The sequence below is a fragment of the Spiroplasma alleghenense genome, assembly GCF_003363775.1.
Classification (GTDB): domain Bacteria; phylum Bacillota_I; class Bacilli_A; order Mycoplasmatales; family Mycoplasmataceae; genus Spiroplasma_B; species Spiroplasma_B alleghenense.
In genome coordinates this window covers 419,126-436,055 of the sequence record NZ_CP031376.1, presented here as the reverse complement: position 1 = coordinate 436,055, position 16,930 = coordinate 419,126, and the positions used below count along the sequence as shown (strand labels likewise).

Genomic DNA, 16,930 nt, shown 5'->3' with positions numbered 1-16,930 from the left:
AAATAGAAAAACTCAACCCGGTGGTTGAGTTTTATTTATTTTATTACTAAGTTTACAATTTTATCAACAACAACAATTTCTTTTAAAATTTGTTTATCTTTTAAGTGACTTACAATGTTTTCCTCAGACTTGGCTTTTTTTAATAATTCTTGTTCGCTAGTTCCTAATTCAACCTCAATAGTTGCACGAAGTTTACCATTAATCTGTATGGCAATAATGCTAGTATTTTTTTGCATCTTTGTAGCATCACTTTGTGGTCATTTAGATGAAGAAATAGATTCTTTATGACCTAACAATTCTCATAATTCTTCTGCTAAGTGTGGAGCAAATGGTGATAGTAATTGAACAAAACCTTCAGCATATGGTTTGTAAATTTCATCCTCCTTATTTGCAGCATTAACAAAAACCATCATTTGAGAAATTGCAGTATTATACTTCATATCCTCAATCATTTGAGAAACCTTAGCAACTGTTTCGTTATAAATGAAATCTAGATTTTTATTATTTTTGGCATTAATCGTTTTTTTAGCAATTAATCGATATACTCGATCAAGTCATTTTCTTGAACCATCTAATCCCTTAAAGCTTCAAGGAAGAGCTGCATCAATTGGTCCCATAAACATCTCATAAACTCTAAGAGTGTCTGCTCCGTGAGAATCCACTATTTCATCTGGATTAATAACGTTTCCTTTTGATTTAGACATTTTTTCACCATTTTCCCCAAGAATCATTCCTTGGTTTAAAAGTTTTTGAAATGGCTCTGCAGTTGGAACAATTTTTAAATCAAATAAAACCTGATGTCAAAATCTAGCATAAAGTAAATGTAAAACAGCATGTTCTTGACCGCCAATATATAAATCAACTGGCAGTCATTTTCTAAATAGTTCAAACGCTTCTTTACTATTAATTTCTACAAAATTATTAGGACTAGTAGTTAGAATGTAGGCCAAGTAATATCAACAACTTCCGGCTCACTGAGGCATTGTATTGGTCTCACGACGTGCCTGTTTGCCATTAAAAGTGGTATTAACTCACTCTTTTGCATTAACCAGAGGAGACTCTCCGGTTCCACTTGGTTTAATGTAATCAATCTTTGGTAATTGAACTGGTAGCTCGCTTTCAGGAACTAATGCAATTGAGCCATCTTCTAAAAATAATAATGGGAATGGTTCTCCATAAAATCTTTGACGAGAGAAAAGTCAATCTCTTAGTTTGAAGTTTATTTTACTTTCAGCAATTTTTTTATCTTTGAGATGTTTGGCAATTACTTCAAGAGCCTTTTTAGGATTTAATTTATTTAAGAAATCTGAATTAATTAAAGGACTTTCTCCAACAAATGGCTTATCATTTGTTTTAGATTGTTGAACAAATTTAATAGGTAATTGATATTTTTGAGCAAACTCTCAATCTCGAGGATCATGAGCTGGAACCGCCATGACAGCGCCTGAACCATAGTCTTTTAAAACATAATCTGCTATATAAATCGGTAATAATTCTTGATTAACTGGATTAATTCCAAAAGCTCCAGTAAAGACACCCGTTTTAGGTTTTGAGTCATCTTGGCGATCTATATCGGTTTTGGTTCTAGTTTCTTGAATATATTGTTCTACGGCTTTTTTTTGTTGGTCTGTAGTTATTTTTAGAACTTGATTATGTTCTGGTGCTAATACTAAGTAAGAAACCCCGAATATTGTGTCCCCTCTTGTTGTAAAAACGTTGATATGATCTGAACTTGATTTTACTTGAAATTTAATTTCTAGTCCCTCTGATTTACCAATTCAGTTTTTTTGCAATTCTTTCACCGAGCTTGGTCAGTCCAATTTATCCAACCCCTCAAGTAGGCGATCGGCATATTTGGTGATTTTCAACACTCATTGTTTCATCGGTTTTTTAATAACAGGAAATCCCCCAACTTCAGAAACCATTTTACCGTTTTGGTTAAGAACTTCTTCGTTGGCTAAAACTGTCCCCAATTCCTCACATCAATTAACGTCAGCTTCTCGAGTTTCGGCTAATCCATTTTCGTACATCTTTTGAAAAATCCACTGAGTAATTTTGTAGTAATTTGGATCAGAAGTGTTAATCTCTTTGTTGTAATCAAAACTAAATCCCAAAGTCTGCAATTGCTTTTTAAAAACTTTAATATTTTGGCTTGTAAATTCTCTAGGATCATTTCCAGTTTTTAATGCATATTGTTCAGCTGGTAAACCAAAGGCATCTCATCCGATTGGGTGAAGCACATCATAACCTTGCATACGACGCATTCTAGATATAATATCTGTTGCGGTATAGCCTCGGGGATGTCCAACATGTAATCCCGCTCCAGATGGATAAGGAAACATATCTAAAATATAAGCCTTTTTGTCATTATTATTTGTAGTTTTAAAAGTTTGATTTTGTTCTCAAAATTTTTGTCATTTTTTTTCTACTGCTTTATGCGAAAAATCCATAATTACACTCATTTCTAATTTCAATAATTTTAACATAAAAAAAATCTTAAAATCATTACTGATAATAAGATTTTTTGTTAATTTTAAATAAATTTAACTATTAACTTTTTTGGCGGATTTTTTATTTGCAATAGTTTTTTGTTCTTCTTTAAAACCAATTTTTGCCAAATCAATTGTCAAATTTTTTACCCAACGTTTTTTCGAGTAATTATAGTAAGCTCAGAATACCTTAATAATTTCTGTTGACATTAAAGCCAACTGCATTCAAATAATATCTAAAATTATTGTCCCGTTTGAATTTAAAGTTATTAGCGTTGCTAGGAGCGGAATCTGAATTACTCAAGTAAATAGTCCATCCATTATAAATGCATTTCAAACAGCTCCCCCAGTCCTTAGGGTTGAATAACAAGCATTTGATATAGTGATTAGCGGATAGAATATTCCGTAGAATAAAAGCATGAAGTGAGCTATTCTTTGAGCTTCTGCATTTGATGAAGTAAAAATTAATCCCGGAATTCATGGGGAGGCAATTGATAAAATTACCCCAAAAGCGAGTCCAATTCCCAATGACATAAACATTAAATGCTTAGCATTGTATTGGGCTTCATTTAGGCGATTTGCCCCCAATTCGTTACCAACAAAGGCTGAAATCCCAGCATTCATTCCATGGTATAGCGGTCAAAAGAATGACATTACAATCGTACTATAAATCGCATTTGCCGTTAAAGCCTCAACCGAGTAGCTTGCGCGTAATTTGATTTGTAAAATCAAACTAGTTGCAGCAAATAACTCATTCATCACAATAGGCATTGCTTTTCCTAGAGAATTTTTTAGTATTTTCCCCTGAATAATAAAGCTTTGAGAATTTGGAATGAACTCAAAACGTTTAATTGCACAAAGAGTTACAATAAATATTGATTGAATACATCTTGAAGTAAAAGTAGCTCAAGCACATCCCAAGACTCCAAGACCTTGAAATTCTCCTAAAAAACTAGGAGCAGTTAAGAACACATTTAAAATGCAATTCGTTACTAGCGAAATCACAGACATTCAAAATGAATAAAACGGTCTTCTTGTTTCTCTTAAAGAAGTAATGGCAGTCTGATTAATTGATAAAAGTAGATAACTGGATGAAACAATACGGTAGTATTGCTCACCTTGTTGAGTTGAAATTTTAGCAGCCTCATACTGGAAGTAACTAAATCATTGTTGAATTTCTTCTGTGGTACTTGCATTTGTTAAATAAAATTCTGGCTTTTCTGCCAAAGGGACTCCAGTTGTAAACCAGATTAGATGGTGAGTTATTCCCTTGATTCCTAATAAGGCAAAAAACACCGTTACGATTAAAGCGACATAAAATTTTAAGGTTGTAATTTGGCGTAGTTTTTCATAATTACCTGACCCAAAATATTGGGCTGAATAAATTCCTGCTCCATAACAAAAACCAGATAATATTGTATACATTAAAATATAGATTTGATTACTTGCAGCTACCCCATTAACCGAGAGTTGACCAGCTGAGTAGAACATCCCGTCCTGAAAATAATCAGTTAATCGGGCCGCCTTCAGTTGCTCCTTTGTCAATAAAGATCAATTTGAATTTGTAATATCATTATTCAAATCTTTTAAACCAGGTAAATCCCTAATAAAATTAACAAAAATATTATCAACAATGTCTGTTGATGCCATAATAATTTCTTGAAATATTGCTCAAATGATAATTCCAAAAGCGGCAGCATATCAGCCTTTTGAGGCAAAAAACTTTTGCTTTTTAATTGATTTTAAATTAGTGTCCATTTTTTGCCCCTTTCAAAATAAAAAATATCACCAATTTGGCGATACATAATTCTCTAAATGGTCGGAATAAATGGACTTGAACCATCGACCTCACGCTTATCAGGCGTGCGCTCTAACCAGCTGAGCTATACTCCGAAAACCATTTACAATTATATGTTAATTAAAAAACTTTTTCAACATTTTTTAATTATTTTTGCTATTTTTTAGTCAAAATCGTATTTTTGCGAATCTGAACGCTCTTTTTTTGTCGGAGATTCATAAGATCATTCCGCAATTAAATCGCCATGAGCGACAATTCGGTTTGATTTTTTGAGAGTTAAATCTCATTTTGGATTCATTATAAACTCTAAATCAACTGTACCCTCATTTTTGGTGAAGTAATTTAAATCAATTTTTGCAATTTGTTGAAAGTTTGTGATAATTTCTTCAAATTTGTGACTTACGATTAAATCACAGTTTGTTTTATTTGTTAATAAGTTAATTTCAGCTAAACTACGTAAAGCAGTGAATGATATTTTCTGTTTTTCTGGATAATAGTTTAGTTTTGATTCTTGAATTGGTGGATAAATAGTTTCTGAATCAGGACGAATTCTAATAATTGCAATTTTTTTGTCTAAATTCATAATAAGTTCAAAAGATTGATTTGTAATAAATCCATCAATCGGAGCCAAAATCTTTATCTTGTGTTTTATGGTGACACCTTCTCCTCTGTTTATTTAATTTAATATGGTTTGTAATCTAAAATCTAAAAATATTATATTTCTTAATTTAAAAAATACCACTCTTTTTGTAAAAAAGTGGTATTTTATTGCATACTATTTGTTTTTTTCTATATTGAATATATTCTTTCCGTCTGCATCATCCAAAATTGATCCATCCCCGTTAACTGTTGCAATTGAATTATTGATATGAATATCAACTTCTCAAACAGGTTTTTCAAAATAGTCTTCATTTTCAAAACAATCACTAATTTTTATTATTCTTTGATTAGTACTACCAATTAGGCGACGATTTTTATCCAGTTTTGAGGATATAAATGGCCCATCAATTAGCAAATCAATATGGGCCAAAATTTCAAAAAATTGTTTTTCTAAATTTTCATATAGAAATCCTGAAAAGATTATGATATTTAGTCCTAACTTTTTAGTTTCTTCTACTAATTCTAGTAACCCATCGGGTTGCAAAAAGGGCTCACCCCCAAGAATAGTGAGACCCAAAATACCAAATTTTTCTTTTGATTCCTTAATTTTTTCAATTAATAAAGATACTGGCAAAAACATTCTCTTCTCAAAACTTAACATTTCTTGATTGCTGCAATTTCTACACCCAATTGAACATCCTTGGAATCAAACCGCAAATCTTTTACCTGGTCCTTCGATCAAAGTTTGGGAAACAAAATTATTTATATTTAAATTAGCCAACTTTAACAACAAAATTTATTTCATTTTGGTTTATAACTGCGTTAATTTTAGTTCCCGGTTTTAAAGTACTTTGGTTTTCAAAAATAAATAATGAGAGCGGATCTACGAATTGTTTTTCCAAGGCGTTTAGGATATCCCTTCCCCCACGTTGTTCGTTTGCTTCTTTAAGAATAATTGCAATTAGTTGATCTGTGATATCAACATGGACTTGAATATGAAATTTCTCATAAACAGCCATTTGAATCGGTTTTAATTTCTGTCTGATAATTTTTGATTTTATTTTCTCATCGGTAATGAAATTAAAAGGTATTATGTTATTTCCGAATCGACCCAATAGTTCAGGTCTTCCCAAATCCTGGGTAAAGAAATCCTCTACAAATTTCATAAACTGCTTTGAAACAACTTCAGGACTGCTAGAAGCAGTTACATGGGCAGAACCAATGTTTGATGTAAAAATAATTATCGAATCTGTAAAACTAACAGTTTGGCCAGTGTTATCTGTTAAACGACCATCTTCTAAGATTTGTAAAAACTTATCAAAAATACTAGAATCCGCCTTTTCAATTTCGTCGAATAAAATAACTGAAAATGGTTTTTGTTTAACTGCATTTGTTAACTGCCCGCCCCCTTCAAAACCTACATAACCCGGTGGAGCTCCTATTAGTTTTTGATCGCTATTTGATTGAGAATATTCGGACATATCAAATCTTATTAGATTAGCTTCATCATTAAAAACAAATTTAGCAATTGCTTTTGCTAGCTCAGTTTTACCAACTCCAGTAGGGCCAACAAAAAAAAGAGTTCCCTTTGGCTTTGTTTTTTTAGCTGAGTAAGCAACTCCAGAAAGACCGGTGTAAGCTTTATATATTACATTTGCCACCTTATCAATCGCTGAATCTTGGCCAATAACCCTTGATTTTAATTCATTTTTTAAATTTGATAACTTTTCATAATTCAAGTCTTCTCATGGTGAATCTTTATCTCCATATTTGTATTTATTAAGAGATTTTTCAAATGATAGCATTTCATTATTATTTGTGAATTTTGCGAATTGCAAAACTTCCTTGAGAGTTCAGCCCTCAAAGGTGTCGGTTAAATTCTCTAAAAAGTTTTTATCATCAGAATCTGTTACTTGAATTTGATTTTTGATAGAAGCAATAAAACTTTTTCTTTCATCACGATTTGGTTTTGGCAATGTGAGAGTGGTTACTTCTGGATTGTTCAAATATAGTCTTGGTGGTAGCTGAGATAATTGTTTGGTAATCAAAATTAGTGAAGATTCTGTTTTTGAAACTCGCGAAATTCTGAATTGGTTTTCCTTTAAAGTTTTACTCAAACTAATTAAGTTATTACGATCTTCTTCAAGGAGCTGTGTATCATTAAAAATGAAATCAGAATAGTCTAAGACAAAGACTATTTTTTTATCATCATCTCGATTTAAATTTCTTCTTACTAATGCAAAGAAATTCTCTGGTTTTTTAAAATTAGGGTCCTTTTGGTCGTTTTCTGGCTTATTAGAAAACAATTCATCAATTTCATCATAGGATTCTCCTTCTATCTTTTCTTTTTCAGGCATTAAAATCAAATCCTTTATCCCCTGACCCTTTAGACCATCAATTTTATCTCAAAATATTTTACTGTCAATTTTTTTTGATTCTAAAATTGATCTTATTTTTTTGTGAATGTTTACAAAGTTATTATTATCAAGATATATGTCATCAACATTTCCCTCAATAATAATTATTTTTTTGATACCCAAAATATTTTCTAGTTGTATGAATTGGTTTCTTGTACTCATAAGATCTCCTTAGTTTGATTTTTTCTTTTTATTAATGTTAGTCTGACTTTGACTTTTTTTAGCAACAAAACTTGGTTGACGATAAACTTTATCAAATTCTTCACTTGTAGCTAATCCGAATTCTCGCAATTTTTGAATGAAGTCATCAGAATCATAGTCGTGTTCTTTGCCTTCATAACCCTCAAAATTGTAAATATAGCTACCATCCAAATCAACAGCAAATTGAGCCGTCTCTCCGGTCGGTTTTTGTGCTAAAATCATGACTTTTGAACCCATTTTAGCTCTAATTACGTCTTCTTTGTTAACCACAAAACCAACATCTCTTATTGCTTTTATTATTTTAATAACAACTTCTTTCCTAGTAACCTCAGATGCAATTTTGTGCTCTGTTTCTTGCAAAAAGCTATTAATATTTCTTGATAAATTTTCTTGACTAATTTCTTTAGAAATTTTTAATTTAGATTCATTTATTATAGACAATAAATCAGGTTCTGTTTTAAATTGTTCAATTTGGGAATTTACAACTTTTTCAAAAATATTTTTTGGATCTGAATTAAATTTTGCTAATTCATCTAAAAGATATTCTTGCAAATTATCTTGATTGGTGTTAATTAATTTGTTTTGATTTTTATCTATAAAGTCTTTCAAGTAATTATGACTATCAGCTTCGGTAATGTTTGATAATATATTTTCAATTTTTTGAGAAAATGAAGAAAAACTGTTATTTTTCAAATTTGTTTTAATTTGTTCGAGTTCGGCCTTGATTACCTTTTCTTTTATAGCCAATGCCATTTGCTTTATCTCAGCTACTCCATCAACTTGTCGATTCAAGTAGGCGTTGATTTCTTTTAAAGTTTCGGTTGCTGTGTGAACATCTTTTGATATTGCCTTGTCTAAAGCGTTTGTTTTCAAATCGTATTGCTTTTCAGTTAATTTTTTTAGTAAATTATTCAATTCCTCTTTATAAATATTTGAATTGTCAATTTTTTCACAAGAAGCTATGATTAATTTTATTGAATTGATTAAAAAATTGATATCATCTGAGATATGTTTAACCTTTTTTTGATAATCCAATAATACTTCTTTTGCTGATTTACTCATTATTTCACCCCTTTACTTTCTCGAATAAATATCCAAAATAATATCATCAATATTTTTTGTATTTTTATCTAATAATTGTTCAACAAAACTTTTTTCACCTTTAAATTCACATAAATAGGCAACTTTAAACTCAAGTGGCGCATTTTGAAATTCCGTTGGCATATTTGCATTTAATCTTTTGCTTATATCGTTATATTTTTGAATACTATCGTATCTAATTTTTCAAATCGGAAGTTTAATATTGGCAGAAATTTTCAATTCTAAATATAAATCATAATCCCTATAATAACTTGACATTAAATTGGAAATTAAAATAAAGTAACTCTCGAAGTCATATTTTATATTTTTAAAATTTTTGAAAATAGATTTCATATTAGAGAAAACATTTAAATATATTTGAGCAGCCTCATCGTATTGCTTTTTATAGAAATATGAATTCATTATTAAAAAATCTTTAAAAAACTCGTAATGACTTTGAAAAATATTCGATTTTACTTGATGATGTTTTGTAATTTCCAATCTTTTATTTTCAAAAAAATATTCACTAAAAACTTTTAAGGAACCAAAAATATTAAATTTTCACAAATCTATATCCATTTCTTGTAAAACTAAATCGATTTGAATTAATTTTTCAATATCAAAAACGCATGAAGTTTCGAGCAAATATTTTTTGAAAAGATTGCTGTTAATAATTTTATAATTACTTATTATTCTTGGGAAATTCAAATAGTTTTTTGAATTACAAATATCAAAAAGTATTTTTATTAAAATTTCTTCATATTTTTGAAATGTTTTTTCAGAAACTGAATGCTTTAAAATTTTACCAAATTCGGTAAAAATACTACCCTCTAAAATATTTTCTTGCAACTTTTCTCGAATCACTTCAAGAGCAATGTCTAATTGGTTTAGTGTCTCAAGTATTTTAAATAGATTTACTGATCGACCATATTCCTTGATATCCAAGCACTTCGAAAAAGTTCTCGAAAGACCAACTGAAATATTTGACAGCATATTCTTTTGATCTGATTCGGAGTTTAAAATTTTTTGAAAAAAAGGCACTTTTATATCTAAATCAACTAAATCAGATTCTATAAAAGCAAAGTTCGTAAATCCACTTTCAAAATTTAAAAAAGAAATAGTTGAATTATTTAGTGTATAGTCGCTCAATTGATTTAGATAAAAAATCATTTTACCATCTTTAACTTCTTGAAATGAATTATTCGCCTTAGAATTATAAATTATAATATACTTTACGTTTCTTGTAATTTTTTTGAAATTCAAAACTTTATCTTCTGCAAAATAATCATCATTATTTATCAATAAAATTTCGCTGGCATCATATACCGGTAAATTTTCATAATTTAATATTTTTGAATCAAATATTTCAAAATCAATTTCCCCTCTTTTAGGTTCAAATATTTCACGAACCTTTTTTTGATATTGTTGAATTACTGAAATATATAATTCTTTTTTTAATTGAGGATTTCCTTCAAAGTAGTTCAAAATACTTTTTTCTTCTGATAAAATTTTAATTCTGCTATCGGATGAAATTTCTAGATTAATTAATTTTTCTGCAATCACAAAATTATTTTCATTTGATAAACGAACCAAGTTTAAATCATTCACATTTTCGTTATCAAAAAAAACATTTTTCAAAATATCATCCTGCGAAAATCACTCTCCATTTTTATTTAAAAATTTTCTTAGTAATTCTAAAAATAATTTTTTTTCAATATTTTTATTTATTTTTCTTTCAATTTCAAATTCATAGCTTGAATTAAAACCTTTTTCCGAATTTGACATTAAAAAATTCAAATCATCATTTAAAAAATCATAGCTAATATAAAATCTCTTATTTTTTGTTTCCTGGGAAATTACATAATTTTCCTTTATAAAGCCAGTCTTAATACTTTCGTCAATTGAAAAACCTTTTATTGGTGATTCAAAACTTGAATTACTTTTTGAAACAATAAATTCTACAGAGTTCGCTATATTTTCCTTTATTATTTTTATTTTTTTTAATTCTGCAAAAGTTTTATTAAAAATTGTAGTTTCAGAAATATTGAAATCTTTTTTCAATATTTCACTTATAGATTTATCCTTTTCAGGATGATCCAAAATTATTTGAATTAAAATGAATTCAAATAAATTAGGTTTTCGAGTTTGAAAATATTCAATTTGAACTTGATGATAAATTTTTTTGTATTTTAATTTTATATTTTCAAAAATCATTAAACCAACTCCTATTCATAAATATCTTTTGCGGTTTTGTATCCATTGTTAAATTTTATGTACGAGATTATATCATCGTAAACATTTGTAGTTCTGACTTGGTTTGGTTTATCCATGTCAGGTATCTTAACAGATACACCCCTAGTTGTTCGTGATGAACCTACTATAATTAACAATTTTCTTGCCCTCGAAAGTGCTACATTAATTCTCTCATATTGTTTTATAAATTTTTGACCGTTTGTAGAAACTTTTTCTGGGTTTCTAACCATATTTACAATAACAAAATCACACTCTTTACCTTGAAAATCATCAACGGTGCTAATAATTATTTTTAAATTTTTAATTTCGTTTCTTATTTTACTAAATATTTTTTTTATTTTATTTACCTGAAGACCATACATGCAAATAATTGCTAAAGTAGGAGTTTCTGAAAAACTTTCTATATTTTCAGAAATACTGCGATCGATTTTTTTTATCATCTCAATAGTTAATTCAGCCTCTAATTTATTGTAAAAACTAGTTGAATATTCCTCTGATTTTTCTAGATTTCATTCCCCTTTTAAATCTACTGAAGAGTCAATTCAGTAAGTCGAAGTTTCAGGAGTGATAATTGGGTTACCAATTGATGAACTAACTTTTAAATTATGAAATTTTTTTAAGTCTGTTTCTTCATCAATTTTTAAATAACCATCATAAAAATTGTTTACTACATCCATAATTTGACGGTTACTTCTGTATTGATACTGTAATGTTTCTTTAATTGTTGAGTTAGCATTAGTAATCAATCGCTTAAAAATAGAATCATTTAGAAGATTAAAAATTTCTTCATAATCATAGTTTTTATTAGTCTCTGAATTAATAAAATCAACTTCCTTTTGAGTTATCTTTATTAATGGCGGCAATTGACGATAATCTCCAACTAAAATTAAACTATGTCCAAATACAAGCGGCATTATAATTTCAAGCAGAGTCGCTTTACTTGCCTCATCAATTATTACAGTATCAATATTTAAATTATTTAGATCAATTTTCTCAAGTCCTACACTTTTTGCTAATTTATTCTTATCAAAAAAGAACTGATTGGGGGAATTTAATGTCATTGCATAAATATTCGTCAAGTTTTGTGTTATAATTGGCAAATATTTCTTTGTATCATTTATCAACTGAAAATTAAATCTATTTTTTTCAATTTTATTTTCATCTTGACAAGAAATTTCGTAATTATTTTTTAGAAAATTAAGAGATTTCTCATATAAGGGTTTTAACCTATTCTTATTTTTTTCAAAATCATCTATTTTCTTATCAAGCTCTTTAATTTTTTGCTCAATAATTTGCTTTGAGTTTTTATCTGAAATATCTAACTCTTCTCTGTAGACTCTATTAAATTTTTCAACCCCTGCCTGAACGGGCCCTAACATTTCAGAAATACTACCTCTGATTTTGTTTCGATCAATCATCAAATTATTTATTTCAACATTTATCGAATTCTTTTTTGCTTTTTCTAAATTATTATCATTTTTAGATGATAACGAATCCAGTTTTTTTTGAAGCTCTCTGACATACCTATCTAAAATAATCTTTAAATTGCTAATAATTTTATCATTTTCTATTTCAAATTCTAGGTCATTAATTTTATTTCTATTTATGATTACTTTCTCATAATCACCAAGAATAGAAGCGGAATTTAAATCATTCTTAAGTTTTAGCAAGTCGATGAATTTTTCATTGTTTGTTATAAAGTGATTTCAAATAAAACTAATGTTTTTGAAAATATTTTCTCCTGGAGTCTTTTTCAATTTAACAAACAGTGATTCAAGATTTTTTTTCAAAACTTTATTGTAGGAATCAATTATCAATTTATTATTAGAGATTACACCTTGATAATTTTCATTTTTAATGTTACTAATCATATTTTCTGTTTGAAAAATGTCTTCTTCTATGTCTTCTAAATTATGAAAAATTGGATTTAAATCTTCAAAAGATTTTGTAATTTGTTGCTCAAGAACTGTTATTTTTTCTGAAATTTTATCTAATTCTTGCCTTTTAATTTGTATCGACTCAAAACCGACAAGTAAATTTTCAATATTTATTAATTCATTTTTTGCAAGATTTAAATCAGCACCATTCTGAAATAGATTGTCATAGGCGACCTTCCCTATTGATTGATAATGGTTCAAGAGCAATCTTTCTGGAGCATACTTATTTACACTTTTATTTTCTAGAAAAGACACATTGCTCAAACGCATCTTGTAGAGGTCGGGTTCTATAGGTAGTCTTTCGATTACGTTATTTATTGCCTCGTGATTTTGAGATGAAATTAAAACTTTATTTTTTCTATTTGCCAATTGATAGACAATTTCAGAAATTACTTGAGTTTTACCAGTTCCAGGAGGCCCTTGAAGTAAAAAAATATCCTTTGAATTTAAAGCCTTTATCACAGCAACTTTTTGCAAGTGATTTAAATTGTAGTAGAATTCTACATTATCTAAAGTAAATTCTTGATTACTGGTATTTACAACTATTGAATCTGTATTAAATAAGTAGTTAGCAAGATAAGGGTTTTTAACTCATCCATTTCTTATCCTATTTATTATTTTCCTACTTCTATTAATTATAGTCTCATCACCAATTCCTAGATATGCCAAATATCCATTTTCCAAATTGCGAATTAAATCATTATCAACTTTAAAATCAAAATCATAATCTGATATTTCGTAAAAAACCTCCAAAATTGACAATTTATCCATCAAATCTAAGTCACTTATATCTTTTGAATTACTAGGAATAGCTCCCAAAATCGTATTTGAATTAACTTTTCAATAATCGATAAGAGAACCTTTTTTTCTTGTACCTAATAAAACTTCGAGTTGAATTTTATTTTCAATTCTTATCGAATTTTCTCCCAAACTATTAAAATCTAAAATTTTTTTAATATTATTTTTTGACTGAGTCAAATTTTGAACGTTTTTATTTGCTGATATTGGCAACAAAAACAAGTCTTCCATTTTTTTTATTCTTTCAAAATTTTTAAATTCTGAACTATCAACAATATCAAAACTTAATATGTTAATTATTTCAAAATTAATTTTATTTTTTATAAATTCTGAATGATAAATAAAATCAAAGTACTTATAATTGCTAGAGTTTAAAAATTCTAACGCCTTTTGCTTCAAACCTAATGCATCTTTGTTTTCGACCTTTATATAATTTTGGACTTCCCCGTTAAGGTAAGGTAAGGCTAAACGTCTTTTAACTTCAAGAATATCTGAAAGGTAGTCTAGATAATTATTTCATGCCAAAGCTTCATTTTCAAAATTAGTAAGTAATTTATTAATATTTGAAACCGTTTGAGAATTTAAAACATTTCTTTCCAAAAGCTCCTCATTAGAAATTTCGTTATTTAAAGCAATTACTCTTGATCGACAATTTTTTATAACTGATTCAAATTCCTGTGGATTATTGACCATTTTTGTAATAAAAATATTTTTGACATTGATCACGGCCCTATTTGGGTCAATATCGGCTCCAAAAGCCAAGCAACATCCCTGAGGGAGTCTTGATTGATACACTTCTGAAAACTCAAATCTAAGCAAGAAGTTGAAAACTTCTTTTTGGCCATTTTTAGAATTTTTTAGTCCTACAGTATTAGTTTTATCATCCACTAGACAAAGAAAGGTTTGCTTCAAAATTGTATTTTTAAAAAAACCTTCAAGATCTGACAATTTATTAATATTATTAATCTTAAGACTTAAGATAAAATCGTCTAGATAATCCAAATTTTCCTTATATTTATTTTTAAAGAGAAAAAAATCAAAAAATAATTCTTTATTATTATGCGTTATTTCTTGCGACATATAATCTCTCCTTTTATTTTTTCTAATTATAACATTTTAAGCGTAATTAACCTAAAACTGAAATTAAAGAAACTCTAAAAATTTAGTTTTTCTAGAAAATTTTTTAATAAATCAAAAACCTTAAAGCAATTGCTTTAAGGTTTTGTAGACTATTTTTAAAGGGTAATCTAATATTAATAATAAAAAATTATTTACGCTTTTCGTTATAGTAATATATTGATTCGCCTTTATAAATACTATTTAAATTTAATTTAAAATTCATGTTTTTTTCGTAATCATCTGAAACTTTAACTTCAACTACAAAACTTTCATCTTTAAATTTAATTATTGATTTTTTTCCTACAATATTGTAATTTAAGTCATGAAATGTCTTGGTGCTTTCAATTTTTCAATTTTCTCTCAAAAGATCTTTTTTTATTCTTGCATCAAGTTCCAAATCTAGTGCCTCATACTTTTTGTTAACTAAATTTAGAGAATTAATAATAGATTTAAGTAAGTCTTTATTTTCTAAAATATCTCCAAGAAATTTTAGAGGTGAATTTTCATCAAAAGATAAATTTTCTTTATCAAATCCTAGTATTGAAAGCATTTCTTTTGGATTTTCTAAGGCAGCTTCGATAAGGGTTTTGCCATTTAACACAGGGTTATCGCTTTGATCAAGACTTTTAACTAAATCATAAAATTTTTTTATTTCTATTTTATCTTTTCCCAAATTTTCAATATCTGGATTTATGGACTTATTTATATCAGAAAACCCAAAAAAGTCCGCAATTTTAAAATTTGATAAAATAGTTTCCAGATTACCTTTAAGACCGGTGGGAACGATATTATTAATAAGTTCTAAGCCATTACCATAATATAGACTATTTAGAGTTTTTTGCAAAAAGTCTTCGTCCTCTAGTAACGCTTTAAATTTTGCCTTCATTTCTTCTGAAAGAAAAACCAAAATTAGTTCAAGACTTTTTTTTATAGGTTTTTGAGAAATGATTTCAGTAATAACTGCTACTACAAAACCTAAGCTTATATCAAAAAATGACTCAGGTATATATGGTCTCAAAAACTCTTTCATTACAATTTTATATCCATCGTTATTCAGAAAAATAATACTTAGTAGTTTTTGGAGTTGAAAAACATCCTTGTTTTTATCTTTAGGAACTAGATATTTATCAATATTAAAAGCAAATCTCGATAAACTAAATTTTAGATTTACTGACGAAAATTTTTGTTTTAAAATATCCTTAATTACTTCTTCATTGCTTTTCGTATCAGACCATAATTTTTCTGAATTATTAGTTTCAAAATTATCGAACTGATCAAACATTTCAATATAATTATTTATAATTATCATTGCTTTCAAAAGTTGACAAATAACGCGAATGTCTTGGAAATTCATTTCCTCTTTTTTGCTTACCTTCAAAAAAACTGCCTTCAGTAAATCAACTCCTGATGCTACTGCTTTTTCATCTTTTATCGAATCCCCGCTTGGGTTAGTTTCAACTAAATCGTTTTCCGAGTCTAAAGCCATACTTAGAGCATTAGCAATCATATTTATAGAAAAACTAATTGCAGTCTGATATGTTACACCTTCAAATTTAGAGAAATCCAACGCTTCTGTAACGGCCTTAAGATTTTCCTTATTAAAAATTTTCAAGGCTTGACCCTTGATTTCTGGAGTAATAAATCCACCTATTAAATCTTTAAAACCGTCAATAATACTCAATAAATTTGATTGCTCAATTTGTTCAAATACAATTTGAGAAGTTAAAATTGCTTGGTTATTATGTGCTATATCCGAATTTTTATTTGTAACTAAATTGGTTTTTGCTAATGAATCTTCAAAATTTGCTTTTAGATTCATTTTCCCCTGTCAAAAATCTCCAATTGTTTTTCCAGCTTTAAGCTCGGGAGTATTTTTATCAAATAAGTACAAAGAATCATTCATTCTTGTTTGACTGACGAAATGGTCTGCAATATAGTTTGCGTTATATCCTTTTATATCGGCTAAAATAAAAGGCTGAGCAGCAGCCAAAGTTGCCTCATCTAAATTTTGAGATTCATTAATTTGTGGAGAAGAATCACTTGTTTTACCAAAACAAGCTACTGTAGTTCCTACGGTAGAAGTAATTAAACTTACCGAAGCTAATACACTAAGAATTTTTTTCATAACAGTCCCTTTCGTTATGCTAAGGATATTAGGATTATTAATTCTCGCTTTATATTTATAAATTGATTATATACTCTATTTTTAAATAGTATACAATTTTGAGTGAAATTAAA

9 protein-coding genes and 1 tRNA gene are annotated in these 16,930 nt (G+C 28.2%); all 10 read right to left on the bottom strand.

All coding sequences use genetic code 4. The annotated features are described in order from the left end of the window. Nucleotides 1–35 precede the first annotated feature (35 nt). On the bottom strand, nt 36–2,450 hold the full coding sequence (gene leuS, locus SALLE_RS01975) for a leucine--tRNA ligase (RefSeq protein ID WP_115557963.1): 2,415 nt from the start codon (nt 2,448–2,450) through the stop codon (nt 36–38). 93 nt (nt 2,451–2,543) lie between these two features. Then, complete coding sequence (locus tag SALLE_RS01970; protein WP_115557962.1) at nt 2,544–4,247, bottom strand: MATE family efflux transporter; 1,704 nt, start codon at nt 4,245–4,247, stop codon at nt 2,544–2,546. A 58-nt stretch (nt 4,248–4,305) separates the two neighbouring features. Then, nucleotides 4,306–4,382, bottom strand: a tRNA-Ile gene (locus tag SALLE_RS01965). Between the two features lie 68 nt (nt 4,383–4,450). Beyond that, a complete protein-coding gene (locus SALLE_RS01960; protein WP_115557961.1) occupies nt 4,451–4,918 on the bottom strand; it encodes a hypothetical protein in 468 nt (155 codons plus the stop codon). A 144-nt stretch (nt 4,919–5,062) separates the two neighbouring features. Then, nucleotides 5,063–5,680 (bottom strand): 4Fe-4S single cluster domain-containing protein, encoded by a 618-nt coding sequence (locus tag SALLE_RS01955; protein WP_245886020.1) that lies wholly within the window; start codon nt 5,678–5,680, stop codon nt 5,063–5,065. Continuing rightward, complete coding sequence (locus SALLE_RS01950; protein WP_115557960.1) at nt 5,661–7,466, bottom strand: AAA family ATPase; 1,806 nt, start codon at nt 7,464–7,466, stop codon at nt 5,661–5,663. Before SALLE_RS01950 ends, SALLE_RS01955 begins: the two co-directional genes overlap by 20 nt. Nucleotides 7,467–7,475: 9 nt before the next feature. Next, the gene (locus tag SALLE_RS01945; RefSeq protein WP_115557959.1) at nt 7,476–8,567 is read right to left on the bottom strand and encodes a hypothetical protein; all 1,092 of its coding nucleotides are present in this window, start codon (nt 8,565–8,567) and stop codon (nt 7,476–7,478) included. 12 nt (nt 8,568–8,579) lie between these two features. After that, nucleotides 8,580–10,799, bottom strand: coding sequence for a hypothetical protein (locus SALLE_RS01940; protein ID WP_115557958.1), 2,220 nt, complete (start codon nt 10,797–10,799; stop codon nt 8,580–8,582). 11 nt (nt 10,800–10,810) lie between these two features. Continuing rightward, entirely contained in the window at nt 10,811–14,653 is a 3,843-nt protein-coding gene (locus SALLE_RS01935; protein ID WP_115557957.1) for an AAA domain-containing protein, read from the bottom strand. Between the two features lie 187 nt (nt 14,654–14,840). After that, on the bottom strand, nt 14,841–16,817 hold the full coding sequence (locus tag SALLE_RS01930; protein ID WP_115557956.1) for an MOLPALP family lipoprotein: 1,977 nt from the start codon (nt 16,815–16,817) through the stop codon (nt 14,841–14,843). Nucleotides 16,818–16,930: the final 113 nt, after the last annotated feature.